The following is a 26,927-nucleotide window of genomic DNA, read 5'->3' as shown; positions in this document are numbered from 1 at the left end:
AGATGGAAGTACAAGGTAAAGTAAAGATGATCGGTGAAACGCAAACCTTTGGTAGCAATGGTTTTAGAAAGAGAGAAATTGTAGTGACTACAGAAGAACAATATCCTCAGCATATCATGGTAGAATTTATTCAGGATAAGTGTGATTTGTTGAATACTTTTCAAGTAGGGCAAGACGTTAAAATAAGTATTAATTTAAGAGGTCGTGAGTGGGTAAACCCTCAAGGAGAGACAAAATATTTTAATTCAATACAAGGATGGAGAATAGAGAACCTTCAATCTGCGGCTCCAATGTCATCTCCTCCTCCGACACCACCTGCTGATGCTTTTGAACCGGCAACAGATTTTTCTGAAGAAGATCATGATGATTTACCATTTTAGAAAAATAAATCATCATTTTAATTGCATAAAAAAAGTCCGATTATAAAAATATCGGACTTTTTACTATTGTGGTTTTAGGTTAACCTTTTAATAAAACTCAAAAAAGCAATGATGAACAAAAATTTTTCTTAAAAGGTCTTAACAAATATTGTGATTTTTTTTGTTTAATTCAAAGAACAGGCTGATATTTAACTTTGTATAAACGTTAAAATAAAAAGGTATTGTACATTCTTTCTGATATTATAAAATTTCCTGATGCCTCTTATGCTGATTCTGATGGACTACTAGCTTTGGGTGGTGATTTGTCTGTTGATCGATTATTAGAAGCATATCGTAATGGGATTTTTCCTTGGTATAATGAAGGAGAACCAATTTTATGGCATAGTCCTAACCCCAGAATGGTACTTTTTCCAGAAGAATTAAAGATCAGTAAAAGCATGCGTCAATTGATACGCAAGGATAAGTTTGAAGTAACGTTTAATACCAATTTTGATAATGTGATTCTTAATTGTGCAACCATTAAACGTTCTGGAGAAGAAGGTACATGGATAACCCAAGAAATGCGAGATGCATTTTTACAATTACATAGACTAGGGCATGTAATTTCTGTTGAGGTTTGGGAAAACTCAATACTAGTAGGAGGCTTATATGGTGTATGGTTAGATACTCAAAAGATATTTTGTGGAGAAAGTATGTTTGCAAAAGTAAGCAATGCTTCAAAGTATGGATTTATCAAATTAATAGAATATTTAAACAACTACGGCTTGAAATTGGTAGATTGTCAAGTATATACAGATCATTTGGCAAGCCTTGGAGCTCGCGAAATTTCGAGAGATCAATTTATAAAACTTTTAAAACCTTAATCATTTTAATTTAAAGATAAAAAAAGATGACAATTCATAACTTAGGAGAAGAACAATCAATACTCAATCAATTTGTATTAGAGCTTAGAGAAGTTGATATTCAAAAGGATGCAATGCGTTTTAGAAAAAATATAGAACGTATAGGCGAGATTTTAAGTTATGAACTTAGTAAGTCGTTACTGTATACATCTCTTGATATTAAGACACCTTTGGGATATAAAAAGATATCTGTGCCTCAACATGATATCGTTTTATGTTCTATTTTGAGAGCTGGATTACCGCTACATCAAGGGTTATTGAACTACTTTGATAAAGCCGAAAACGCTTTTATATCGGCATATAGAGATCATAAAAATAACGATGATGATTTTGATATTGTAGTTAATTATTTGGCATCACCTTCTATACAAGACAAAGTTCTTGTACTTGCAGATCCTATGCTGGCTACAGGAAGAACCCTCGAAAATACATTTCTGGCATTACAAAAACACGGTATGCCAAAACAAATCCATATTGTTTCTGTAATTGGCTCTAGTGATGGAGTTGAATTTATAAAAGATATTTTTCCTGAAAATACCCACCTTTGGATAGCAGCAATAGATGAAGAGCTCAACCAAAAAAGTTATATTGTTCCCGGTTTGGGGGATGCAGGAGATTTAGCTTTTGGAAGTAAACTATAGTTGGTTATACTTTGTTATATCTAAAACATTCTTGCACGTGGTCGTTTACCATTCCTGTCGCTTGCATAAAAGCATACACAACAGTAGAGCCTACAAATTTAAAACCTCGTTTTTTTAGATCTTTGCTAATACGATCAGACATCTCTGTTGTAGCAGGGCAATCTTTATGATGTTTCCAACTATTTTTTATAGGTTTTTGGTCAATAAACCCCCAAATATAGTTGTCAAAACTTCCAAATTCTTCTTGAACTTTAATAAAGTTTTGAGCATTACTTATCGTAGCGTTTACCTTTAATTTATTTCTTATAATCCCGGCATCTTGAAGAAGGCTTTCTTTCTTAGTATCATTATAATTAGCTATAATTCTATAATCAAAATGATCAAAAGCCACTCTGAAGTTTTCTCTTTTACGAAGAATGGTGATCCAGCTTAATCCAGCTTGAAAAGTTTCTAAAACTAAAAATTCAAATAAAATTTGATCATCATGTACAGGTACACCCCATTCATTATCATGATATGCTTCGTATAGTGGATCTCCAACACACCACCCGCATCTATGTTTTTGCATATAGATTCCTTTTGAAATGTAAATATATTATTTTTGAGAAGAATTATAATTTGTAAGTTTTAAGAATATACTTCGTCATATTTCTTATAACAGAATTGATTATGGAACAGACTATAGAAAAAATGAATATACCTGAATTAATTGAACAAGGAATAGCAAAATCATACACATACTTAGAGTACAAAAAACTTGTAAGTGACTTACTTGCAGAAGGAAAATCGACAGGAGTTGAGCAATCAGAATCACTTACTAATTATAGTATGTTGAATGATCGCAGAATGAAACGACTGGATAAAACAATAAAAATAGAAGATGCTGCTGTAGAACACTTTTCTAAAACCGAAAAGAAAGTATCCTGGTTAGTATTGACTGAAGGTTGGTGTGGTGATGCAGCGCAATCTCTACCTGTGATTAATAAAATCACGGAATTAAATGAGAATATTGATCTTAAAATAGTTTTGAGAGATGAAAATGAAGAACTGATGAATCAGTTTTTAACTAATGGTGGAAAGTCTATCCCTAAATTAATAGGATATAACCCAGAGAATAAAGAAGTTTTATATTCGTGGGGTCCAAGACCATCTACTGCTACAAAAATGGTTAATGATTATAAGGCAGAACATGGAGGCTTGGATGCTGAGTTTAAACAAGATTTGCAAGTTTGGTACAACAAAAATAAAGGCGCAAATGTTGTTGAAGATTTATTAGCATTATTAAAGTAAAACTAATAAAATTTTTAAGGGAAAGATTTTAAAAAGTATTTTAATTATTCATTATAATTAAAATAATAAGTAATCGTTCCTTCTTGCTCTTCGATATCAGAACGTGAAAACAATGCTTGTCTTGCATAATCCATAGCATTATCAAACAAGCATTCGTTTCTAGTAGTAGATCTTTTCTTGTTTACTTTTGTGTCGATTACATAACCATTATTGTTTACCTTTATCTTCACCACCACTTTACCACTACCATTACAAGTGTATACGGGGTTGGGCAAGTCTATAGATTGCCTATTTTTTAAACTATAGGTCAAAGAACTATTTCTATTGTTGGTAGTTTTACCTTCGGCTTTTGCGGCCTCTTTACTTTCCTTTTCTGCTTTTTTCTCCTCCTCGATAGGAACTTCTCCTTCAGTAACTTTTAATTCTTCACTTTCTTCTAATGTAGTTTCTTCGGTTTCGGTCAAAGACTTTATTCGTTGTTCTATTTCATCATGGTCTTCAAAGTCTTCGTTATATGCAGAGTGTGTTCTTTTTGAAGCAATAAGTTGTCGTTCTGCTTGTTCAACCATTTCTTCATCAGGTTCTTCTTCCTGTTCTGCAAGGAACTCTTCAGGAATTTCCATAAGAATTTCTGATTGTTCTTTTTGCTTCTTAAACATGCTTATGTTATATAAGCTAAGAACAAAAATACCCATCAGCATAGATGTGATAATCAGAGCTTTATGTTTTTCTATAAATTTCATAGGTTTCTATAACTACTTTTATTATACAATATTTTATGTAGTTTCAATTTTAACATGCAACTGATCTTCAAAGGATGCTATAGTACTTGCTTTTTCGACAGAAAAATCCCCTATTTTGGTTCTTCTCAATTCAGTTAAGTGCGCCCCACTATTTAAAGCTTTTCCAAAATCATGTGCTAGAGATCGTATATATGTTCCTTTACTACATACTACCCTAAAGTCGATTTTAGGTAGATGTGCTCTGGTAATTTCAAAATCTAATATATTTATTTTTCTTGGATTTACAGTAACAGATTCTCCTTCTCTGGCATATTCATATAATCGTTTTCCATCTTTTTTTAACGCAGAAAATACAGGAGGATACTGTTCTATTTCGCCAATAAAATTTGGTATTGTGTCCTTAATAAGGTTTTCTGTAATGTGATCAATAGGATATGTCTCGTCGATTTCAGTTTCCAGATCATAAGATGGTGTCGTTGCACCGAGCATTATTGTGCCTGTATATTCTTTTTTCTGTCCTTGAAATTCTTGAATTTTTTTAGTGAATTTGCCTGTGCATATAATTAATAATCCAGAAGCTAGAGGATCTAATGTACCGGCATGACCTACTTTTATTTTTTTGATTCCAAAATGTTTTTTGATTAACCAACGCACTTTGTTAACCACTTGAAATGAAGTCCATTGTAGTGGCTTGTCAATCAAAATAACTTGACCATTTTTATAATCTTGCTCGGTTAACATAATGAAATCCAGGGGGCTACTTAGTAAAACCAAATATGATGGCAATACAGCCAACAATAACACAATATACTGCAAAATAAGTTAACTTACTCTTTTTTACTAGAGAAATCATCCATGTACATGCAAAGAGTCCAGAAACAAAGGCAGCCAAGAAACCTATTCCGATTGCCGTTGCGTTTTCTGAAGAAAAAGAAAGATCACCGCTGACCAGGTCTTTTGCTGTCTTTCCAAAAATCAAGGGGATAACCATCAAAAAAGAAAAACGAGCTGCTTTAGTTTTATCATTTCCTAATAATACCGAAGTAGAAATTGTGGCTCCACTTCGTGAAATACCAGGTAACATCGCGATGGCTTGTGCAATACCAATAACAAAAGCATTTGAATTGCTTACCGGCTTACGTGTGCTTTTAGCTTTATCAGCAAACCATAATAATACTGCTGTAATAAGAAGCATAAACCCTACAAAAGTAACATCTCCGCCAAATAATTGTTCTAACTGCTCTTCAAAAAACAACCCAACAATTACCGCCGGAATCATAGAGATGATGATTCTGAGCGAGAATAAAGTTTCTTCATTCTTTTTGAAAGCCAATAACCCACCAATAATTTTGAAAATATCTTTTCTAAAAACAACAATAGTACTCAAGGCGGTTGCAAAATGTAGTACAACTGTAAATAAAAGAGACTCTTCAGGAATACTCTGGTCTCCTAGAATTGCTTTTCCCAACTCTAAATGACCACTTGAAGAAACAGGTAAAAACTCTGTTAATCCCTGTATAATCCCTAATATGATAGCATCAATAATTTCCATGAAGTATATGGGTTTACTTTAATTTGATGCAAATATAGAATTACCTGTGTATAAAATCCTGAATTAGCTTTTTTTCTTCTGATCAGGATTTAATAAAATGGCATATACTTCTATACCAAAACCAAGCAATACAATAGCGGGAGCTAGTCGGATTCTTCTAAAATTGTAAATCTCAGGATTAAAAACATTTGGGTCGTCACTGCCACCACCGGCCATTAAGATAAAACCAAGTGCAATTACTGCCATTCCAATAGCCATAAACGTATAGTTCTTTTTGCCGAATACAAAGCTTTGCTGTGCGACAACGTCTTTTTGGTGTTTTGATTTACTCATTAGAATCGTTTTTTATTTCATTATAAATAATGGAATCATTGAATATTAACTTTGAAACATGACCCATGTTATAATCACGGGTAAATATAGTCCATCTTTTTAAAGCATACAAAGTAATCTTTTGATCTATTAGCTGATTTCGAAGATTTTCTATATTCAAACCTTGCTGTAAACCTCTATTGATGTAGTAGTAGTGCACGTCATCTTTAATTGTAATAGCGATATCATATCCCGGTGCTTCTTTAATATCAGTAACAATACCTTCAATTTTTATTACATCTTCAGGTTGAACATTACGAACAGGCCTAAAAGTCTGTATCATTACAGCCATAAAAGCTATAAAAAGGATCAAAGCGCTTATAAACCATATTTTTCCTGCTTTACCCATAAGCTAAGAAGTTATTTTGACCTTTTTATTAGTTTTATGCAAAAAGAGTAAGGCAATACCTGCCACTACAAACGGAACACTAAGCCATTGTCCCATATTTAAAGACATACTATCTTCAAAAGCGACTTGATTTTCTTTAAAAAACTCTATGATGAATCTTGCTGTAAAAAGTATGGACAACAATAACCCAAATAAAGCCCCTCTTTTTGATGTAATATTTGTTTTTTTATAGAGATACCAAAGCAATCCAAAAATTACTAGATAAGCAAATGCTTCATAAATCTGTGTGGGATGCCTGGGGATCATATCGTCTCTAACAAATACCACTCCATAGTCTCCGTTTGTTGGTTTTCCATAGATTTCTGAGTTCATGAAGTTTCCCAAACGAATAAAAGCACCGGTTATTGGAGTAACTATTGCAATACGATCTAGAATCCATACTATACTGGTTTTATATTTTCGAGCATACCAAATGATAGCAATAATGGCTCCGATACTGCCCCCATGACTTGCTAATCCTGCAAACCCTGTAAATGTCCAGTTGCCATCTGTAATTTGAAAAGGTAAAAATATTTCTAAAGGATGCTTAGAAAAATATTCAAAGTCATAGAATAAACAGTGTCCTAATCTCATACCTACTAATATTCCTACAAATAAAAAAGTAGCTAATTTATCCAAGTCATCTACAGGAACTTTTTCAAGTTTATAAATATGTTGAGCAAGTTTGTAAGATAAAATAATACCGGTTACAAAAAAGAGCCCATAATATTTGAGAGGAAAAGTACCAAATAGAGTGATGATTTCCGGATCAAGATCCCAATAGATAGGTCCCATAATTTTTCTTGGCGATAGTTAATAATAAAGCTCGTCTGTTCTTAGGTTTAAGAATCGTTGTGTAGCAAAAAAAGTACTAATCCAAGTAATGAATACACCGATTCCAAAAACACCAGCAAACAAGGTAAAGATTAGGATTTTGTCATCCAGAAGTGCTAACTCGGGGAAGGTTTTGTTTAAATAATACAAAACAATAGCTACCCCAATCAAAGCTACAATAGCACCAATCATTCCTAAGCGTACACTTTTCCATACAAAAGGTCTGCGAATAAATTTTTTGGTAGCGCCTACCATTTGCATCGTTTTTATGATAAAACGTTTGGAGTATACCGATAAGCGTATAGAACTATTAATCAATAATACAGCTATAAATGTAAATAAACCACTAATGAGGAGTACCCAAAAACTAATCCGTTTAATATTGTCATTAAGTAGAGATATTAGAGGTTTGTCGTATACAACCTCGTCTACAAAATCTTTTTTACTAATCGTTGTACTAATCTCCTCTATTTTTGCCTGATCTACAAAATCAGCTTTTAGATATACATCTATAGAATTCTGTAGTGGGTTATATCCCAAAAAATCCATAAAGTTTTCTCCGATATCTTTGCTGTGTTCTTCTGCAGCTTCATCTTTAGAGATATAAGTGGTAGACTTAGTATATTCTGCCAGAGCAAGTGTTTTATCAAGTTGTTTGATTTCTACATCTTTGGCACTATCCTTCAGATAAATTGTCAAAGCAATTTTTTCTTTAAAATGATCTGCTACCTTTTTCGTATTTAAAACCAACAAACCTAATAAGCCCAATAAAAACAAAACCAAAGAGATACTAATCACTACAGAGAAATAAGAAGAAATTAGTCGCCGTTTTTGGTACTTTTCAAAAGATGAACTCATAAATACATTGATTTGTGTGTAAAAATAATAAAGTTAACTAACTTTAATAAAGAAAATAACGCAATCTTAGCGGTAATTATTTTTTATGAATACGAAATACGAACACTAAATTGTGTTGTGCGTTTTTTATAAAAAGTCGTCTGTTCTAAATTTTTAAAATTAAAGGTATGCATATAGTGATTGTTGGTATTGGTGGTGTAGGAGGGTATTTTGGAGGAAAAATTTCATACTCAGGGCAAAAAACAACGATGATTGCCAGAGGGAAACATCTAGAAGCCATTCAAAAAAATGGATTGCAGGTAAAGAGTGTTAATGGAGATTTTGTAACACATCCATATCTGGTTACCGATGATATGAGCAAGGTCGAGAAAGCAGACTTGATCTTGATTTGCACAAAATCTTGGCAAGTTAAAGAAGCAGGATTGTTGATCAAACCTATTTTAAAAGAAGATACCATTGTAATTCCCTTACAAAATGGGGCAGACAATGCTGGAAAGTTATGTGCAGCCATAACTGCAAAGCATGTTGTAGGAGGATTATGTAAAATCTATAGTAAAATTGAAGCGCCTGGGAGGATTTCTCATTTTGGACATCCTCCCGAAGTGGTTTTTGGAGAGCTGGACAAAAAGGATACACAACGAGTACAAAAAGTCAAAGAAATATTTGATAAAGCAGGTTTTGAGAGTACAATTTCAAAAGACATTCAAGTAGATGTATGGAGTAAATTTATGTTTATAGCTACCGTAAGTGGTTTGGGAGCATTGACAAGAGTTACCATAGGAGAAATGTATGAACATGCGGGTACTCGAGAAATCTTAAGACAAACAGCTTTAGAAATTTATAATGTCGCTATTGCAAAAGGTGTGGCACTGCCTAGAGATATTGTAGATCGTATTATGATGTTTATTAGTAAACAGTCTTATGAAGCTACTGCATCTATGCAACGCGATATTTTAGAAGGACGCCCCTCTGAATTAGAAAACTTCAATGGATTTATAGTGAAAGAAGGTGAAAAACTAGACGTTTTGACACCGGTAAATAGTTTTATTTACAATTGTTTAGCGCCTGTAGAAGCAAAAGCACGTAAATTAATCATTTAGTCTTCCGAAACCTTTAAGGTTTTAGTAAATTTGCGGTCTTAATTTTACGATCAATGAGCTACGATTTTAAAGATATTGAAGCCAAATGGCAAAAATATTGGGCAGCGCACCAAACATTCAAAGCAGAAAACAATAGTTCAAAACCAAAATACTATGTTTTGGATATGTTTCCTTACCCTTCTGGTGCAGGGTTACATGTCGGGCATCCTCTGGGATACATTGCCAGTGATATTTATGCGCGATATAAACGTCACAAAGGATTTAATGTATTACATCCGCAAGGGTATGATTCTTTTGGATTGCCGGCAGAACAATATGCGATACAAACAGGGCAACATCCTGCAATCACAACCAAAGAAAATATAGCTCGCTATCGTGAACAACTAGATAAAATCGGATTTTCTTTTGATTGGAGTAGAGAGGTAAAAACCAGTGATCCAAAATTTTACAAATGGACACAATGGATATTTATTGAGCTTTTTAACTCGTGGTATGATAATAGAGAAGCCAAAGCAAGAAATATTTCTGACTTAGAAGCGATTTTTGCAGAACAGGGGAATGAAGATGTGGATGCAGTTTGTGATGATAACATCGTGTTCTTTACAGCAGACCAATGGAACACTTTTTCAGAAAAAGAAAAGCAAACCATTTTATTGCAATATAGATTAACCTATTTAGCAGAAACCGAAGTAAACTGGTGTCCACAGTTGGGAACCGTTTTGGCGAATGATGAGATCGTAAACGGTGTGTCTGAGCGTGGGGGGTATCCTGTGGTACGCCAAAAAATGACACAATGGAGCATGCGTATTTCTGCCTATGCGCAACGTCTTTTAGATGGATTAGACACCATAGATTGGCCGCAACCACTCAAAGACTCTCAAACCAATTGGATAGGTCGATCAGAAGGAGCAAGTGTAACCTTCAATGTTAAAGATCATGATGAGGTAATTGAAGTATTTACTACACGTCCCGATACTATTTTTGGAGTAAGTTTTATGACTTTAGCCCCAGAACACGAATTGGTTCAAAAAATCACAACTGCCGAGCAAAAAGAAGCAGTAGATGCTTATATCGAGGCTACAGCAAAACGTAGCGAACGAGAGCGTATGGCAGATGTAAAAACAATCAGTGGAGTATTTACAGGAGCATATGCAGCGCACCCATTTACCAAAAAACCAATACCCATTTGGATCGGAGATTATGTGTTAGCCGGATATGGTACAGGAGCAGTAATGGCAGTACCTTGTGGAGACCAACGTGATTATGATTTTGCAACGCATTTTAAGATCGAAATCCCTAATATTTTTGAGGGTGTTGATATTTCTGAAGAAGCTTTTGCGGATAAAGAAAAGACAATCATTGCTAATTCTGACTTTTTGAACGGCTTAAATTATAAGAAAGCGACCAAAAGAGCGATTTACGAACTAGAGCAACTCGGTCAGGGGCAAGGAAAAATTAATTATAGATTACGGGATGCAGTGTTTAGTCGTCAACGATATTGGGGAGAACCTTTTCCTGTGTATTATGTAGATGGAATGCCAAAGATGATTGATATTGAGCATTTGCCCATCGAATTACCGGAAATCAAAAAATATTTACCTACAGAAACCGGAGAACCACCATTGGGGCGTGCTGAAGTTTGGGCATGGAACGCCCTAAAAGGCGAATTGGCAAAAAATGAAGATATTGATCATGTAAACATTCATCCTTTAGAATTGAATACGATGCCGGGTTGGGCTGGGAGTTCTTATTACTTTAATAGATATATGGACCCTCACAATGAAAATGAGGTGTTTTCAAAAGAAGCGATTGACTATTGGAAACAAGTAGATTTGTATATCGGGGGTAGTGAGCATGCTACAGGGCACTTATTATATGCTCGTTTTTGGCAAAAGTTTTTGTTTGATAAAGGAATCGTACCCGTAGATGAATTTGCTAAAAAACTGATCAATCAAGGGATGATTTTAGGAACTAGTGCTATTGTGTATAGAATAAGTGGCACAAATACGTATGTTTCTAAAGGGTTAAAAGATCATCATCAAACAGAAGAATTACGAGTGGATGTTAGTTTAATTAATAGTTCTGACGAATTAGATATAGAAGGTCTAAAAAATTGGCAGCCTCAGTTTAAAGAGGCAGAATTTACACTCGAAGATGGAAAATATATTGTAGGTCGTGAAGTTGAAAAGATGTCTAAACGCTGGTTCAACGTTGTAAATCCAGATGATATCTGTCATGACTATGGAGCAGACACTTTACGATTGTACGAAATGTTTCTTGGACCATTAGAACAGGCAAAACCATGGAATACTGCCGGAATTACAGGAGTACATAATTTCCTTAAAAAATTATGGAAATTATATCACAACGGCGATACCTTTGAAGTTAGTGATATGGCACCAACAAAAGATAACCTGAAAACATTGCACAAAACCATCAAAAAGGTTGAAGAAGATATCGAGAATTTTTCTTTCAATACTTCGGTAAGTACCTTTATGATTGCTGTAAATGAACTTACTGCACAAAAATGTAGTTCAAGAGCGATATTAGAGCCTTTATTGGTGTTGATTTCTCCGTATGCACCTCATATTGCAGAAGAACTATGGAGTAAGTTAGGTCACAATAATTCTATTACTACAGTAGATTTTCCTCAATTTGAGGAAAAATATCTTGTAGAAAGTTCAAAAGTATATCCTATTTCATTTAATGGTAAAAAACGATTTGAGTTAGAATTGCCTTTGGATATGAGCAAAGATGATATTGAAGCAGCAGTGATGGCGCACGAAAAAACCCAACAACAACTTGCTGGGCGCGAACCCAAGAAGGTGATTGTAGTGCCTGGCAAAATTGTAAACATTGTAGGATAGCCAAAAAAAATTATATGAAGGTAGGTGTTCTTTTTAAAGCCTACCTTTGTTTCAAAATAGGAAAGCATGACCAATCCCATAGAAATTCTTGGTTTTGTTGCTGCAGTACTCACAACAACAGCGTTTCTACCTCAAGTGTATACAACATGGAAAACAAAGTCTGTAGAAGGATTATCATTGACCATGTTGTTTATTTTTATTTCAGGACTACTTTGTTGGTTGGTTTATGGGTTTTTGATTGATAGTGTCCCTATTATTTTAGCAAATTTTGTTACAGTAATTTTAGGTTTTTTACTGTTGTTTTTTAAAATACGATACAAAAATCGATAAAAACAAAATATTCTTTTCTTTTTTAACATAATTCATAAAAATTTAATAAAATTATTGATAAAATATTTTTGACCTCTCTTTTATTGTTTTTTTTCATAAAAACAGCTATTTTCGACCAAAAATTAAGAATATGATAATTGGTGTTCCTAAGGAGATCAAAAATAACGAAAACAGAGTAGGAGTGACTCCTGCTGGTGTTATGGAACTTGTTAGACATGGGCATACGGTTTTTGTTCAACAAAGTGCCGGGCTTCAAAGCGGATTTGAAGACGATGAGTATATTGGTGCAGGAGCAAAGATATTACCTACGATAGAAGAGGTGTATCAAACTGCAGAAATGATTATTAAAGTTAAAGAGCCCATAGCGCCAGAATATTCTTTAATCAAAAAAGATCAACTTCTTTTTACCTATTTTCATTTCGCTTCTAGTGAGGTGTTGACCAGAGCAATGATTGATAGTGGTTCTGTATGTGTTTCTTATGAAACTGTAGAAGATCCTGATCGAAGCCTTCCTTTATTAACTCCTATGAGCGAAGTAGCAGGTAGAATGTCTATTCAACAAGGAGCAAAGTATTTAGAAAAACCATTAAAAGGTAGAGGGATCTTGCTTGGAGGCGTACCTGGTGTTGCTCCGGCAAAAGTATTAGTACTTGGAGGTGGTGTTGTAGGTACTCAAGCCGCAAAAATGGCGGCCGGAATGGGAGCAGATGTAACAATTCTTGATATCAGTCCAAAACGATTAAAATATCTAGATGATGTAATGCCTGCAAATGTAAATACAGAATATTCTAACGAATATACAATTCGTAAACACATCAAAACATCAGATCTTATTGTTGGTGGGGTATTAATTCCTGGTGCGAAAGCTCCAAAATTAATCACTAGAGATATGTTGAAAGAAATGCGTCCGGGAACAGTTCTTGTAGATGTGGCTGTAGATCAAGGAGGTTGTTTTGAAACGACAAAACCTACTACACATCAAGATCCGGTATATATTATAGACGATGTAGTACATTACTCTGTGGCAAATATGCCGGGAGCAGTGCCTTATACTTCGACAATGGCACTTACGAATGTCACTTTGCCATATGCGATTCAGCTTGCAAACAAAGGTTGGAAAAAAGCATGTGCAGAAAATGAACCGCTTAAAAAAGGATTAAACGTAATCAATGGTGATGTTGTGTATCCTGCAATATCAGAGGCTTTTGACCTGCCATTGAAAGACGTAAATGCATATACAAGTAAACTCGATTAATTGGCTAACTCAAGTTTATGTAACCGAAGACCTCGCTATTATGGCGGGGTTTTTGCTTTTATATAGTATATTTATATACATAAAAAATTATACTGATGATAGGATATTATGTCATAGCGGGAATTATATTTTTAGTGAGTTCTTACGTAAGTAATAAGCTCAAAAGAAAATTTAAAAAATACTCTAATATTCATTTACAAAATGGTTTGAGCGGAGCTGAAATTGCAACAAAAATGTTGCAAGACAATGGGATTCATGATGTGCAGGTAATCTCTACTCCGGGGATGCTTACAGATCACTATAATCCACTTAATAAAACAGTGAATTTGAGTGAAGGCGTGTATCACCAACGTAATGCTGCTGCGGCAGCTGTTGCTGCACACGAAGTAGGACATGCCGTACAGCATGCCTCAGCATATAGTTGGTTAACGATGAGGTCTAAGATCGTACCAGCAGTTGGTATTGCAAGTAAATTTTCCAACATTGTAATTATGGGAGGACTTGTATTGTCTGCTACAGGCATGGCTTTAGGTAATATGGTGTTTTTATTGGGTATTTTATTATTTGCAGTAACGACCTTATTTACATTTATAACATTACCTGTAGAATATGATGCCAGTAAAAGAGCATTAGCATGGTTAGAAAATAAAAATATGGTAACCCGTCAGGAATATGCCGGGGCAAAAGATGCTTTAAAATGGGCGGCAAGAACATATTTGGTAGCTGCTTTGGGGTCCCTGGCAACACTATTGTACTTTATCTCTATTTTTCTAAATAGAAGAGACTAGTAATCGAATCATGTTTTAGAATGTTGCGTTTTTGTGAAGTTCTGAATATATAAATTAAAAGCACTACATTTTTGTAGTGCTTTTAATAGTATAAAGGAAGTATAATTTCTTAAACTACTCTAATTACAAAATAATTTTTCTTACCTCGTTGTAGTAAAACAAACTGGTTGTTAATCAAATCATCTTGATCTATTTTGTAGCTATCATTTACTTTTTCTTTATTTACAGAAATAGAGTTTTCTTTTAATGCTCGTCTCGCTTCTCCATTAGATTTTAAAAAACCGGTATGTTCTGCTAAAACTCCTATGATATCCATTCCGGTAGTAAGTAAATCTTTAGAAACTTCAGCTTGGGGAACTCCTTCAAAAACATCTAAAAAAGTAGCTTCGTCCAAATCCTTCAAATCTGCAGAAGTAGATTTTCCGAATAGGATAGCAGAAGCCTTGATCGCATTATCTAAGTCTTCTTGTGAGTGTACGATTACAGTGACTTCGTCTGCTAGTTTTTTCTGTAAAGCTCTTTGATGAGGTGTTTCTTTGTGCGTAGCAATTAGCGAATTGATTTCTTCTTCGGTTAAGAAAGTAAATATTTTGATGTATTTTTCTGCATCTTCATCGCTGGTATTGAGCCAGTATTGGTAGAATTTGTAAGGCGAAGTACGTTTGGCATCCAGCCATACATTTCCACCTTCGGACTTACCAAACTTAGAACCATCTGATTTTGTAATCAAAGGACATGTTAATGCATACCCTTTACCTCCTTGTATGCGTCTGATAAGTTCTGTTCCCGTGGTAATATTACCCCACTGGTCACTACCTCCCATTTGTAGCGTACACTCATGTTCTTTGTACAAATGTAAAAAGTCGTATCCCTGTACCAATTGATAGGTGAATTCTGTAAAGGACATCCCTTCAGAAGACTCTGAAGAAATTCTATTTTTTACAGAATCTTTGGCCATCATGTAATTGACTGTAATGTGTTTTCCTACATCTCTAATGAAGTCTAAAAACGAAAATTGACTCATCCAGTCGTAATTATTAACTAGAATAGCAGCATTTGGCGCATCGCTATCAAAATCTAGAAATCGACTTAGCTGTGCTTTTATAGCTTCTTGATTGTGGCGCAGGGTCTTTTCGTCAAGAAGATTACGTTCTGCAGACTTGCCAGAGGGATCACCGATCATACCGGTTGCTCCTCCTACCAAAGCAAAAGGCTTGTGGCCTGCTCGTTGATAGTGCGCTAATAGCATGATAGGTACAAGGTTGCCGATATGTAACGAATCTGCCGTAGGATCAAAGCCTACATATGCAGATCGCATTTGTTCTAGTAGATATTCTTCTGTGCCTGGCATAGCATCATGTAGCATTCCTCTCCAGCGTAATTCTTCTATAAAATTCTGAGCCATTTTCATAAGTATTCAATTAAGATCGACAAAGATAAAAATATGGTTCATATTGCCCTATCCTAGTGATAGAAATCCTGCATTATTTGTTTGTATCACATTTTAACTTTTAAAGCTACTTTCTTGGGTAACATTTTTGCGTTATTTGCTATTAATAAGTATACTAATCCTTTGGTTCTCTATGAAAAATCGTATTATAATACTCTTGCTTATTATGTTTGTTAGTGTTTGTGTCTGGTCACAAACGCCAAAAGATACTTTGTTAGCCTCTCAATATTTTGCAACAGCAGATTCCTTACTTACAGAAGAAAAACATGATGAATCTATAGCGCTATTTGAAAAAGCACTACCGATTTACCAAAAACATAAAGTGTGGGAACGTGTTGCTACGTGTTATAATAAGATTTCTAAGAATTATGAGAAAACATCTAACCTAAGTCAGATGTTGAATATTTCCAGAAAAGTAATAAATATCGAGACAGGTCTTTTGAATAAAAATAGTTTACAACGTGCAATAGCGTTTGATGATATTGGGTATTATTATAGGATAAGAGCAAAAGATTATTATCAGTCTATTGAAAGTCATGAAAAGGCTTTGGTGATAAATAGAAGCCACTTTCCTAAATTGAGTTTAAAGGTTGCAGAGTCGTATAATAACTTGGGATTAGCATATAGAGGATTATATGATTTTGATAAGGCTTTAGAATATTTTTATAAATCAGTTGATATTAAAACCAAACTTTTAGATGCGGAAAATCATAGTTTAATAGTTTCCTATAGACATATTGGAGATATTTTAACTTCTAAAGGTGAATATAAAAGTGCACTTAAGTATCTTGAGAAGTCAAAAGATATTGTAGAAAAGATTTATGGAATTTATCATTTAGAAACTGCATATACGTATTTTGATTTAGGATTGTTTTATTCAAAAGTTGGGTTTTATGACCAAGCTCTTGAATATTATCAAAAATGCTTAAAAATACAGGAAAGTGGATTAGAAAAAGAACCTCAAAATATGGCATTTACTTTAGGGAATATAGGGGGTACCCTTATTTATAACAATAATTTTGATATAGCTATAGAATATTTGAAGAAAGCCATAATTTTAGAAAAAAGCTCAAAAAGAAAAAATAATATTTGGATTGCAGCGCATACCAATAATATTGGTATAGCCTACAGGCATAAAGGAAATTACCCAAAAGCTCTTGAATACGCACAAAAAGCCCTAAAAATATATTTGACGGTTTTAGATGAAAACAGTCCTAGAGTGTCTAATTGCTATCAATCTATGGGGATTATTTATGAAGAAACAGGAGAATATACGAAAGCACAAAAATTTCTTCACAAAGCACTTAATGTTAGACTAAAAAGATATGGGAAGAAAAGTACAAGAGTTGCTCATACATATAATCAATTAGGAACTATCTATAAGTCAAAAAAAGAATATACAAAAGCATTACAATATTTTTATAAAGCACTTGATATTAGTACTAATCTAAAGGTTAATAATGCTATTGCTATAGCAGAATCATATAATGAAATTGCAACAATTTATGTTGAAAAGAAAGAATTTATAAATGCTCTCAAAAATTATGATAAAGCAAAAGTAGCCAATCAAAAAGTAAATAGTTTTGGTGAAATAAATAGTTTTTCCTATTCAGACCGATATCTTGACGCTATCAATTATTTAGGGACATTGACCGGAGAAGCAAAAGTATATGAAATATTATTTGATAAAGGTCAAGAACTTATTCATCTTCAAAATTCGATCAGTATATATAAACAAGCCGATGCTTTAATTCAAACGATGAGGCAGTCGTTTACCAATTATCAGGATAAACTTACCTTTTCTAAAACCGCCAAAGAAGTCTATGAGGGAGCAATTGCTGCTCAATTGGCATTATATGAGGTTAAAAAAGACCCACAATCCCTTGAACAAGCTTTTTATTATGCAGAAAAGAGTAAAGCCAATACCCTAAAAGAACTTCTTACCGATGCCAATGCTAAAAAGTTTACAGGTCTGCCCGATGATTTGATTGCTTTAGAAAAAGAACTTCGTATCGAAAAATCGTTTTACAAATCTAGAATTACAGAAGAATTGTCTAATGCAGCAGTGGATTCTACCAAAATCTCTACTTTCGAGAACGAGCTTTTTCGGGTGAATAGAAGTCAGGATTCATTAATTGAAGTTTTAGAACAACACTATCCCAAATATCATGAGTTAAAATATCAAAATACTATTGTAACGGTAGCTGATATTCAACAACAATTAAACGATCAAACGACGGTAGTAGAATTCTTTACTTCAGATAGTACTACTTATGCGTTTACAATCTCTAAAGAAGCTATTGATGTAAAATCATTACAAACAAAAGAACTCACCAAAAAGATAGAAGCATTTCGATCAAAAGTGATTGAAAAAGACCTTCAACAATACAAACAACAGGCATACGAACTATACACTACTCTATTCAAACCGATTTTAGATCAGTTAAAAGGTGATCAATTATTGATTATCCCCGATGGTTCGTTGTGGCACCTTAATTTTGATTTACTATTAACACAAAAACCTACTTCTAACAATCCTGCTGATCTACCTTATCTGTTACGAGAATATGCCATCAGTTATGGTAATTCTGCGAATTTATTGTTTTCAGAAAACACCACCACAAGTACTGATGTATCAAAATTACAGGAATGTTTAGCTTTTTCCTTTTCAGATAGTACTCAGGTAGTAGATGCCCCCACAATGAGCTTAGCTACTTTAAGAGATACAGGAGATGATCTACCAGGTACTAGAGCAGAGATCAGAGCGATATCAGAGATTATTGATGGAGAATACTACTATGGTTCACAAGCCATAGAGAAGAACTTTAAAGATAAAGCGAGTCAATATAACATTTTACACTTGGCATTACATGGCGAGGTTGATAATGAGCATCCGGAGAATTCAAGATTATATTTTACCAAAATCAAAGATACTTTAGAAGACAACTTGTTATATAGTCATGAGTTGTTTGCTATGGACATTCCAGCAGCGCTTACGGTATTGAGTGCTTGTAATACAGGTTCAGGTAAGATTGCTAAGGGTGAAGGGATTATGAGTTTGGGTAGTGCTTTTCAATATGCAGGGAGTAAGAGTTTGCTATTGACCAACTGGGCGGTATCCGATAGAACCACTCCGGAGTTGATACAATACTTCTACAAGAACCTAAAAGAGGGCATGAATAAATCCAAGGCCTTACAACAAGCAAAGTTAACGTACATCAAAGAGGCAGATATACACAGTAGAGATCCTTTCTACTGGGGGAGCTTTTATTTGGTGGGGGATATATCTGCCATGCACTTTGAGGATAACACTCTACTTTATTGGATGATAGGATTGGGATCGATAGGATTATTGTTTTTAATATTACTTTGGTATCGAAGAAAAGCAAAGAAAACTGTAAATTAAGATGGCTTCCTGTCGTTATTTCTATACTTATATTTTAACTTTTAAAGCTGCTTTTTGGCAATATTTTTGCTGTATTTAGTATTAACCAATGTCGTGTATTATACCTCTTATCTCTTATGAAAAAACGTATTGTAATTCTATTGCTTAGTGTTTTTAGTAGTGTTTATAGTTGGTCACAAACACCTAAAGATACCTTATTAGCCTCTCAATATTTTAAAACAGCAGATTCTTTACTTACAGAACGAAAATATGATGAATCTATAACGTTATTTGAAAAGGCACGGCTGATTTATCAAAAACACAAAGCATGGGAACGTGTTGCGGGATGTTATAATAAGGTTTCTGAAGGACATAAAAAAAGTTTTAACCTCAAAGAAATGCTTGATGTTGCTAGAAAAGTATTGAATATAAGTTTTTTAAGTGAAAATAATCTGCAGAGAGCATTGGCATTTGATAATATTGGATATTATTATCGAATTACAGGCAAAGATTATTATCAATCTATAAAATATTATGAAAAAGCTCTACGGATAAGGAGAAGACATTTTCCAGAAGTGAATCTAGATATTGCAGAGTCATATAATAATCTGGGATTAGTATATAGAGAACTTTTTGATTTTGAAAAAGCCATAGATTACTATTATAAATCAGTTGGTATTAAAACTAAGCTTCTAGGAGTAGAAGATTCTAGTTTGTTGATCTTATATAGAAATATTGGAGATGCTTTAACAGTAAGTGGAAATTATAAAAGCGCACTTAAATATCTCGAAAAAGCAAAGGCACTTGTAGAGAAGACTTATGGAATTTATCATTTAGAAACTGCCTACACATATTATGATTTAGCTTCGTTTTATTTGAGTACTAGTTTTGTAGACAAAGCACTAGAATATTATCGAAAATGTTTAGCCATACAAAAGAGTGGTTTAGAAAAAGAATCTCAAAACATAGCGTTTACATATTCAAGGATATCTCGATGTTATTCAGATAAAAATTATTATGATAAATCTATAGAATATTTAAAGAAATCAATTGCATTAGAAATAAGCTCGAAAAAGAAAAATAATGTTTGGATTGGCGCATACTTTAATAATATGGGTATTGATTATAGACATCAAGAAAATTATCCAAAAGCTCTTGAATGTACTCAAAAAGCATTAAATATGTATCTTTCTGTTTTAAGTGAAAATCATCCTAGAATTTCAAATTGCTATGAATCTATGGGAATCATTTATGAAGAAATAGGAGAATATCCAAAAGCACTTGAATATACTCAAAAAGCACTAGATCTTAGGTTGGGAATTTATGGAGAAAAAAGTAGACAGGTTGCATACTCATACCGTTTATTAGGTGTTATTTATAAGTCAAAGAAGGAATATGTGAAAGCATTATATTTTTTTAATAAAGCAATTGATATTAATACCAATTTACAAAAAGGATGGAATGGTGTTATTACAGTAGAATCCCTTAATTTAATCGCAGCTATTCATGCCGAAAAGAAAAAATTAAAAAAGGCACTTGAGTATTACAATAAAGCAAAACTAGTGAATGTAAAGTCAAATAAACTTGATAAAAATAATAACCTCTTGTTTTTAGACCTATATCTTGATGTTATTAATTATTTAGGAACATTAACTGGAGAAGCAACGGTACATAAGAGTATATACGATGAGAACCAAGACTTGACTTCTCTTCAAAATTCTATCAATACGTATAAACAGGCCGATACTTTAATTCAAAATATGAGGCAATCGTTTACCAATTATCAGGATAAACTCACTTTTTCTAAAACCGCTAAAGAAGTCTATGAGGGAGCAATTATTGCGCATTTGACATTATATGAGGTTGAAAAAGATCAAAAATCCCTTGAACAGGCCTTTTATTATGCAGAAAAGAGTAAAGCCAATACCCTAAAAGAACTTCTTACCGATGCTAATGCTAAAAAGTTTACAGGTCTGCCCGATGATTTGATTGCTTTAGAAAAAGAACTTCGTATCGAAAAATCGTTTTATAAATCTAGAATTACAGAAGAATTGTCTAATCAAGAAGTGGATTCTACCAAGATTTCCACTTTCGAGAATGAGCTTTTTAGGGTCAATAGAAGTCAGGATTCATTAATCGATGTTTTAGAACAAAACTATCCCAAATATCATGAGCTGAAATATCAAAATACTATTGTAACGGTAGCTGATATTCAACAACAATTAGATGATCAAACTACAGTAGTAGAGTTTTTTACTTTGGATAGTACTACTTATGCATTTACAATCTCTAAAGAAGCTATTGATGTAAAATCATTACAAACAAAAGAACTTACCAAAAAGATAGAAGCTTTTCGATCACAAGTTATTAATAAAGACCTTCAACAATACAAACAACAGGCATACGAACTATACACTACTCTACTCAAACCGATTCGAGATCAATGTAAAGGGGATCAGTTATTGATTATTCCCGATGGTTCGTTGTGGCATCTTAATTTTGATTTGTTATTGACACAAAAACCTACCTCTAACAATCCTGCTGATTTGCCTTATCTTTTACGAGAATATGCGATCAGTTATGGCAATTCTGCGAATTTATTGTTTTCAAAAAGCACAACCACAAGTGATGATGTATCAAAATTACAGGAGTGTTTAGCGTTTTCTTTTTCAGATAGTACTCAGGTAGTAGATGCTCCTACAATGACCTTGGCTACTTTAAGAGATACAGGAGATGATCTACCGGGCACTAGAGCAGAAATCAGAGCGATATCAGAGATTATTGATGGAGAATACTATTATGGTTCACAAGCTATAGAGAAGAACTTTAAGGATAAAGCGAGTCAATATAATATTTTACACTTGGCATTACATGGCGAGGTTGATAATGAGCATCCGGAGAACTCAAAATTATATTTTACCAAAAGCAAAGACACCTTAGAGGATAACCTGTTATATAGTCATGAGTTATTTGCTATGGATATTCCAGCAGAGCTTACTGTATTGAGTGCTTGTAATACAGGTTCTGGTAAGATTGCCAAAGGTGAAGGGATTATGAGTTTAGGCAGTGCTTTTCAATATGCAGGGAGTAAGAGCTTGTTATTGACCAACTGGTCGGTATCCGACCGAACCACTCCGGAGTTGATACAATACTTCTACAAGAACCTAAAAGAGGGGATGAACAAATCCAAGGCCTTACAACAAGCAAAGTTGACATATATCAAAGAGGCAGATATACATAGTAGAGATCCTTTCTACTGGGGTAGTTTTTATTTGGTAGGCGATACATCTGCGATGCACTTTGAGGATAATACTCTACTCTATTGGGTGGTAGGATTGGGAGCGATAGGATTATTGGTTTTGATCGTACTTTGGTATCTAAGAAAAGTAAAGAAAATGGTAAATTAAAATCAATTGAGTCAAAATAATACAGTTAATTCTCTATTTTAGTGTCTTGTAGAATTTAAGAAATGGTACTAGTTACAGGAGCAACCGGTTTAGTGGGAACCCACATGCTTATTAAGTTGATAAAGGAACAATCTCAGATTAGAGCATTGTATAGAACAGAAGCTAAAAAGGAGAAAGCTAAAACAGTATTTTTAAGTTATTTTTCTAAAAAAGAAGAGTATCTTTTTGATACTATTGATTGGGTGAAAGCAGATATTAATGATATTCCCGCACTAAGTGAAGCGTTCAAAGGGATAACTCATGTATATCATTGCGCAGCTATTATTAGTTTTGATATCTCTCAATACAAAAAATTACGTAAAGTAAATATCGAAGGCACGGCTAATATTGTAAACCTTAGTTTGGTTCATAATGTTCAAAAACTCTGTCATGTAAGCTCTATAGCAACGCTTGGTGACAGTATTAATGGTCAACTCATTGATGAAAATGCAGAATGGAATCCTGAGGTAAAAAACTCGGTCTATGCTATTACAAAATATGGTGCAGAGATGGAAGTATGGAGAGGAACGCAGGAGGGGCTCAATGCTATAATTGTAAACCCGGGAGTTATTATAGGTCCAGGTTTTTTTTATGATGGAAGCGGGTATATCTTTAAAAAGATATACAATGGAATGCCTTACTATACGAATGGAGTTACTGGTTATGTTGGGATAGAAGATGTCGTAAATCTTATGTTTTTACTTACCAATAGTGAATTTACTAGAGAACGGTATATTGTAGTTAGTGAAAATTTAAGCTTTCAAAAAGCATTCGAAATGATAGCAAAACATCTTCAAAAACCCATTCCTAAAAAGGAAATTACGCCTTTTTTAATGAAAGGAGCATATTATATGCAGCGATTTGGACGTGTGTTATTTAATACAAAACAGGTTATTTTTAAGCCTTCTATAAAAAGTGCTTTCTCTAAATCTATTTACAAAAATGATAAGATTATACAAGCACTTGATTATAATTTCATACCCATTGAGAACACTATAAAAAAAACAGCAAAGTTCTTTCTGGAAAACCGTTAATTTTCACCTGGTTTTTTTAGGGTTCATTCCTTAATAGTATCTGTCTTTAGTGAATCTTTGGTTTGTAAAGTGTCTTTTTCTTTTAAGGTATCTTTAATTTTTTTGATAGAGTCTTCCCTTTTCTTTAGTTTTTCGTATTTATCTTTTTGCTCGTCTAAGTTACTTTTTACTTTATTAAAAATTTTCTCATATTTTTCTAACTGATCAGCATACCAAATATTATTTTCAGCAAAAACAATGCTGTCAACGCCATGTTTTTTTAGAATCATAGCTTCAGAGTTAATGTTTTTTTCTTCAAAAACTTTTCTGTCTATGGTTTTGGCAGCTTTTACAAAGGCTATATCTGTTAAGATATCGATCATTTCTTCTTCTCTCAAGATTATTTTTGGCTCGGGAGCTCTTGTAACTGTCTGACAAGATAGAAATGCAATAAAAGCTATCAGGTATATAAATGTTTTGTTTTTCATCTGTCAAAAGTTAGTCGTTGCGCATAGCGTTTTTCAGCACACTTAAAATTTTCATAAGCAACATTTCCATTGATCAGTGTATGCGTAATTCTAGAAGTAAAAGTAGTTCCCTCAAAAGGAGACCAACCACATTTGTATGCGATATTTTCTTTGGTCACAGTCCATGGAGCATTAAGATCCACCAAAACAGCGTCTGCAAAATATCCTTCTTTGATAAACCCTCTTTTCTCTACTTGAAACAGTATAGCGGGATTATGGCACATTTTCTCTACAATTTTTTCTAGAGAGATCTTATGCTTGTGATAAAATTCTAACATAGCAGGGAGCGCATGTTGTACTAAAGGCCCTCCGGATGGTGCTTTGGTATATACATTGCTTTTCTCTTCTTTGGTATGTGGAGCATGGTCTGTTGCAATTACATCTAATCTGTCATCTAATAAAGCCTCAAACAAAGCATCTCGGTCTTTTTTGGTTTTTACAGCAGGATTCCATTTGATAAAAGTACCTTTTTCTTTGTAATCTTCATCAGAAAACCAAAGATGATGGATACAAACTTCTGCGGTTATCTTTTTTTCTTTGAGAGGGATTTTGTTGGTAAAAAGTGCTAATTCTTTTGCTGTAGAAAGATGAAAAACATGTAATCTTGCTCCTGTTTTCTTTGCTAAAGCTACAGCTTGAGAAGAAGATAAATAACAAGCTTCTTCGCTTCTAATGATAGGATGTAGTTCTATAGGGATATCATCACCATACTGTTCTTTATATTTGGCAGTGTTTGCTCTTACGGTTTCTTCATCTTCGCAATGCACAGAAATGACCATATCTGTAGAGGAAAATATTTTTTCAAGAGTATCTGGGTTATCAACAAGCATGTTTCCGGTAGAAGATCCTAAAAATAGTTTAAGGCCTGCTACAGACCTAGTGTCTACTTTTAAAATTTCTTCAAGATTGTCATTTGTGCCCCCAAACATAAAAGAGTAATTAGCATAGCTTGTTTCTGATGCAATTTTAAATTTTTCATCTAATTTCTCTATAGTAGTCGTTTGTGGCACTGTATTAGGCATTTCTACAAATGAAGTGATCCCTCCTGCTATAGCAGCTTTTGATTCAGTTTGGATATTAGCTTTATGTGTCAATCCCGGTTCTCTAAAATGTACTTGATCATCAATTACACCGGGTAATAGATATTTTCCTTCGGCATCAATAATCCTTACATTGCCTGATTTTGCAGATATTTGTGGCGCAATTTCTTTAAAAATACTATTTTCAATATAAACATCACCATTAAAAATGTTTCCTTCGTTAACAATATTGGCATTCTTGATCAGTACATTTTCCATAATTATAGTTCAATTATATTTCGTATCGATTAAATAAGCTTTTAAATTTCATTTTTATAACACCAAAAACAGCTTCAGAAATGATTCCTTTACTCATCTTTGAAGCGCCTTTTGTTCTATCGGTAAATATAACCGGTACTTCAGTTATTTTAAATTTTAATAAGTATGCTTTAAATTTCATTTCAATCTGAAAGGCATATCCCATAAATCGTATTTTATTCAAATTGATTTTTTCTAATACCTCTCTTTTATAACAGATAAATCCGGCTGTTGTGTCATGAATATCCATTCCTGTAATAAATCTTACATATTTTGAGGCTCCCCAAGATAATAACACTCTACTCATAGGCCAATTTACTACATTAACACCTGTTACATATCTGGAGCCAATTGCTATTTGGGCAGATCCTTTAGCACAAGCATTGTATAGTCGTATCAGATCGTTTGGGTTATGAGAGAAATCAGCATCCATTTCAAAAATATATTCGTAAGATCTCTCCAAAGCCCATTTAAAACCTGTAATATAAGCCGTTCCTAAACCTAATTTACCCTCGCGCTCTATCAAAAATAACATATTAGGATAGTGTTCTTGTAGTGCTTTAACTTTTTTTGCAGTTTGGTCAGGAGAGTTGTCGTCTACAACAAGAATATGAAAATCGCGCTGTAGCGAAAATACATTCTTTATGATACGTTCTATATTTTCTACTTCGTTGTAAGTGGGGATTATTACTACCGCATCAACCATCTAGGCTTATTTTTCAGGCAAATATAATTAAATAATTACTAGTTATTTTTTTGTTTTTATAAGTTAATAGATTGTAATTTTGCTCAATTAGAGCACATGGAATTTATTACCAGAGAAATAACATCTACGAATTGGATTACTATCCTGATTATTGGCACTTTATTGCTTTTGGCAATTGCCAAAAAAATAAACGCTGTCTGGTTTTCAGATTTTTTAATGCTGCTTACTAGTAATAAGTATATTATCTCATCACAAAAAACAAACAGACTATCTTCTTTTTTTAATATTGTTTTAATTGTATTTCAGGTATTGTCTGTTTCTTTGTTTTTGTATCTGTGTCTGGGAGTTTTTGATATAGAAGTCGAGTCTCATGGAATGATTTTGTATTTTAAAATCACGATCATATACACTGTGATTGTCGTCTGTAAGATTTTGATCGAAAAGATTGTAGGTGCTATTTTTTCTATTGATACGATCATAGATGAGTATTTATTTTACAAAGTGTCGTATCGAAACTTCATAGGAGTAGTGTTGTTACCTATAAATATCATCTTCATATATGCATTACTACCTTTTCAAACAGTATTCTTAATTTTGTTAATTGTACTGGTAGTTTTGAACAGTATTGTGCTAATTTCTTTTTATAAGAAGAATGAAAATATAATTTTAAACTACTTGTTTTATTTTATTTTGTATCTTTGCGCACTTGAAATCGCACCCTATTTTATATTATACAAGCTTATTAGCTAGTGATAAATAGGCC

Annotated in this window: 25 protein-coding genes; 13 read left to right on the top strand and 12 right to left on the bottom strand. The window is 33.5% G+C overall.

Annotation, left to right across the window (positions count from 1 at the left end):
• Nucleotides 1-2: 2 nt before the first annotated feature.
• The 3 genes from FHK87_RS08200 (at nucleotide 3) to upp (ending at nucleotide 1,923) form a co-directional block, all read left to right on the top strand.
• The gene (locus FHK87_RS08200) at nucleotides 3-380 is read left to right on the top strand and encodes a DUF3127 domain-containing protein (protein ID WP_140592196.1); all 378 of its coding nucleotides are present in this window, start codon (nucleotides 3-5) and stop codon (nucleotides 378-380) included.
• Between the two features lie 221 nt (nucleotides 381-601).
• Nucleotides 602-1,243 carry a leucyl/phenylalanyl-tRNA--protein transferase gene (aat, locus tag FHK87_RS08195; protein WP_140592195.1) on the top strand — a complete coding sequence of 214 codons (642 nt, stop codon included), beginning with the start codon at nucleotides 602-604 and terminating at the stop codon, nucleotides 1,241-1,243.
• Between the two features lie 26 nt (nucleotides 1,244-1,269).
• A complete protein-coding gene (gene upp / locus FHK87_RS08190) occupies nucleotides 1,270-1,923 on the top strand; it encodes a uracil phosphoribosyltransferase (RefSeq protein ID WP_140592194.1) in 654 nt (217 codons plus the stop codon).
• A 4-nt stretch (nucleotides 1,924-1,927) separates the two neighbouring features.
• Here upp and FHK87_RS08185 read toward each other — a convergent pair whose 3' ends face one another.
• Entirely contained in the window at nucleotides 1,928-2,491 is a 564-nt protein-coding gene (locus FHK87_RS08185; RefSeq protein WP_140592193.1) for a DNA-3-methyladenine glycosylase I, read from the bottom strand.
• 101 nt (nucleotides 2,492-2,592) lie between these two features.
• Between FHK87_RS08185 and FHK87_RS08180 the strand changes: the two genes are divergently transcribed.
• A complete protein-coding gene (locus tag FHK87_RS08180; protein WP_226294148.1) occupies nucleotides 2,593-3,213 on the top strand; it encodes a thioredoxin family protein in 621 nt (206 codons plus the stop codon).
• A 44-nt stretch (nucleotides 3,214-3,257) separates the two neighbouring features.
• Here FHK87_RS08180 and FHK87_RS08175 read toward each other — a convergent pair whose 3' ends face one another.
• The 7 genes from FHK87_RS08175 to FHK87_RS08145 form a co-directional block, all read right to left on the bottom strand.
• Complete coding sequence (locus FHK87_RS08175; RefSeq protein ID WP_140592192.1) at nucleotides 3,258-3,956, bottom strand: hypothetical protein; 699 nt, start codon at nucleotides 3,954-3,956, stop codon at nucleotides 3,258-3,260.
• Between the two features lie 33 nt (nucleotides 3,957-3,989).
• Nucleotides 3,990-4,697 carry a tRNA pseudouridine(55) synthase TruB gene (gene truB, locus FHK87_RS08170; RefSeq protein ID WP_140592191.1) on the bottom strand — a complete coding sequence of 236 codons (708 nt, stop codon included), beginning with the start codon at nucleotides 4,695-4,697 and terminating at the stop codon, nucleotides 3,990-3,992.
• A 16-nt stretch (nucleotides 4,698-4,713) separates the two neighbouring features.
• Entirely contained in the window at nucleotides 4,714-5,508 is a 795-nt protein-coding gene (locus FHK87_RS08165; protein WP_140592190.1) for an undecaprenyl-diphosphate phosphatase, read from the bottom strand.
• A 63-nt stretch (nucleotides 5,509-5,571) separates the two neighbouring features.
• The gene (locus FHK87_RS08160; protein WP_140592189.1) at nucleotides 5,572-5,841 is read right to left on the bottom strand and encodes a DUF3098 domain-containing protein; all 270 of its coding nucleotides are present in this window, start codon (nucleotides 5,839-5,841) and stop codon (nucleotides 5,572-5,574) included.
• Nucleotides 5,834-6,229 (bottom strand): hypothetical protein, encoded by a 396-nt coding sequence (locus FHK87_RS08155; RefSeq protein WP_140592188.1) that lies wholly within the window; start codon nucleotides 6,227-6,229, stop codon nucleotides 5,834-5,836. Before FHK87_RS08155 ends, FHK87_RS08160 begins: the two co-directional genes overlap by 8 nt.
• A gap of 3 nt (nucleotides 6,230-6,232) precedes the next feature.
• Nucleotides 6,233-7,063 (bottom strand): prolipoprotein diacylglyceryl transferase, encoded by an 831-nt coding sequence (gene lgt, locus FHK87_RS08150; protein ID WP_140592187.1) that lies wholly within the window; start codon nucleotides 7,061-7,063, stop codon nucleotides 6,233-6,235.
• 18 nt (nucleotides 7,064-7,081) lie between these two features.
• Nucleotides 7,082-7,960 (bottom strand): cell division protein FtsX, encoded by an 879-nt coding sequence (locus FHK87_RS08145; protein ID WP_140592186.1) that lies wholly within the window; start codon nucleotides 7,958-7,960, stop codon nucleotides 7,082-7,084.
• Nucleotides 7,961-8,127: 167 nt separating this feature from the next.
• Between FHK87_RS08145 and FHK87_RS08140 the strand changes: the two genes are divergently transcribed.
• The 5 genes from FHK87_RS08140 (at nucleotide 8,128) to FHK87_RS08120 (ending at nucleotide 14,300) form a co-directional block, all read left to right on the top strand.
• Entirely contained in the window at nucleotides 8,128-9,060 is a 933-nt protein-coding gene (locus tag FHK87_RS08140) for a 2-dehydropantoate 2-reductase (protein ID WP_140592185.1), read from the top strand.
• Nucleotides 9,061-9,113: 53 nt separating this feature from the next.
• On the top strand, nucleotides 9,114-11,927 hold the full coding sequence (leuS, locus tag FHK87_RS08135) for a leucine--tRNA ligase (protein WP_140592184.1): 2,814 nt from the start codon (nucleotides 9,114-9,116) through the stop codon (nucleotides 11,925-11,927).
• Between the two features lie 66 nt (nucleotides 11,928-11,993).
• Complete coding sequence (locus FHK87_RS08130) at nucleotides 11,994-12,257, top strand: SemiSWEET family sugar transporter (RefSeq protein WP_140592183.1); 264 nt, start codon at nucleotides 11,994-11,996, stop codon at nucleotides 12,255-12,257.
• A 130-nt stretch (nucleotides 12,258-12,387) separates the two neighbouring features.
• Nucleotides 12,388-13,512 carry an alanine dehydrogenase gene (ald, locus tag FHK87_RS08125; protein ID WP_140592182.1) on the top strand — a complete coding sequence of 375 codons (1,125 nt, stop codon included), beginning with the start codon at nucleotides 12,388-12,390 and terminating at the stop codon, nucleotides 13,510-13,512.
• A gap of 95 nt (nucleotides 13,513-13,607) precedes the next feature.
• Entirely contained in the window at nucleotides 13,608-14,300 is a 693-nt protein-coding gene (locus FHK87_RS08120) for a zinc metallopeptidase (protein WP_140592181.1), read from the top strand.
• 109 nt (nucleotides 14,301-14,409) lie between these two features.
• Here the strand turns inward: FHK87_RS08120 and tyrS are convergent, their stop codons facing one another.
• Nucleotides 14,410-15,705 (bottom strand): tyrosine--tRNA ligase, encoded by a 1,296-nt coding sequence (gene tyrS, locus FHK87_RS08115; protein WP_140592180.1) that lies wholly within the window; start codon nucleotides 15,703-15,705, stop codon nucleotides 14,410-14,412.
• Nucleotides 15,706-15,883: 178 nt separating this feature from the next.
• Here tyrS and FHK87_RS08110 point away from each other — a divergent pair, with 178 nt between their 5' ends.
• From FHK87_RS08110 to FHK87_RS08100, 3 genes are all read left to right on the top strand, one after another.
• Nucleotides 15,884-19,156 carry a CHAT domain-containing protein gene (locus tag FHK87_RS08110; protein ID WP_140592179.1) on the top strand — a complete coding sequence of 1,091 codons (3,273 nt, stop codon included), beginning with the start codon at nucleotides 15,884-15,886 and terminating at the stop codon, nucleotides 19,154-19,156.
• A gap of 116 nt (nucleotides 19,157-19,272) precedes the next feature.
• The gene (locus FHK87_RS08105) at nucleotides 19,273-22,542 is read left to right on the top strand and encodes a CHAT domain-containing protein (RefSeq protein WP_140592178.1); all 3,270 of its coding nucleotides are present in this window, start codon (nucleotides 19,273-19,275) and stop codon (nucleotides 22,540-22,542) included.
• A 62-nt stretch (nucleotides 22,543-22,604) separates the two neighbouring features.
• Entirely contained in the window at nucleotides 22,605-23,615 is a 1,011-nt protein-coding gene (locus tag FHK87_RS08100) for an NAD-dependent epimerase/dehydratase family protein (protein WP_140592177.1), read from the top strand.
• A gap of 23 nt (nucleotides 23,616-23,638) precedes the next feature.
• On the opposite strand, the gene FHK87_RS08095 is transcribed toward FHK87_RS08100, so the two are convergent.
• The 3 genes from FHK87_RS08095 to FHK87_RS08085 are packed head-to-tail and all read right to left on the bottom strand — an operon-like array spanning nucleotide 23,639 to nucleotide 26,164.
• Nucleotides 23,639-24,082, bottom strand: a complete 444-nt coding sequence (locus FHK87_RS08095; RefSeq protein ID WP_140592176.1) for a DUF4296 domain-containing protein — start codon at nucleotides 24,080-24,082, stop codon at nucleotides 23,639-23,641.
• Nucleotides 24,079-25,419, bottom strand: coding sequence for a dihydroorotase (locus FHK87_RS08090; protein ID WP_140592175.1), 1,341 nt, complete (start codon nucleotides 25,417-25,419; stop codon nucleotides 24,079-24,081). The genes FHK87_RS08095 and FHK87_RS08090 overlap by 4 nt, the downstream gene beginning before the upstream one ends.
• 13 nt (nucleotides 25,420-25,432) lie before the next feature.
• Nucleotides 25,433-26,164 carry a polyprenol monophosphomannose synthase gene (locus FHK87_RS08085; protein ID WP_140592174.1) on the bottom strand — a complete coding sequence of 244 codons (732 nt, stop codon included), beginning with the start codon at nucleotides 26,162-26,164 and terminating at the stop codon, nucleotides 25,433-25,435.
• Between the two features lie 96 nt (nucleotides 26,165-26,260).
• Here FHK87_RS08085 and FHK87_RS08080 point away from each other — a divergent pair, with 96 nt between their 5' ends.
• The gene (locus FHK87_RS08080; RefSeq protein WP_140592173.1) at nucleotides 26,261-26,914 is read left to right on the top strand and encodes a DUF4271 domain-containing protein; all 654 of its coding nucleotides are present in this window, start codon (nucleotides 26,261-26,263) and stop codon (nucleotides 26,912-26,914) included.
• The last annotated feature ends 13 nt before the right edge of the window (nucleotides 26,915-26,927 follow it).

The organism is Aquimarina algicola (genome assembly GCF_006443095.1).
In the GTDB taxonomy this organism is placed as follows: domain Bacteria; phylum Bacteroidota; class Bacteroidia; order Flavobacteriales; family Flavobacteriaceae; genus Aquimarina; species Aquimarina algicola.
The sequence above is the reverse complement of the archived record's forward strand: the minus strand, read 5'-3'. Positions and strand labels throughout refer to the sequence as shown.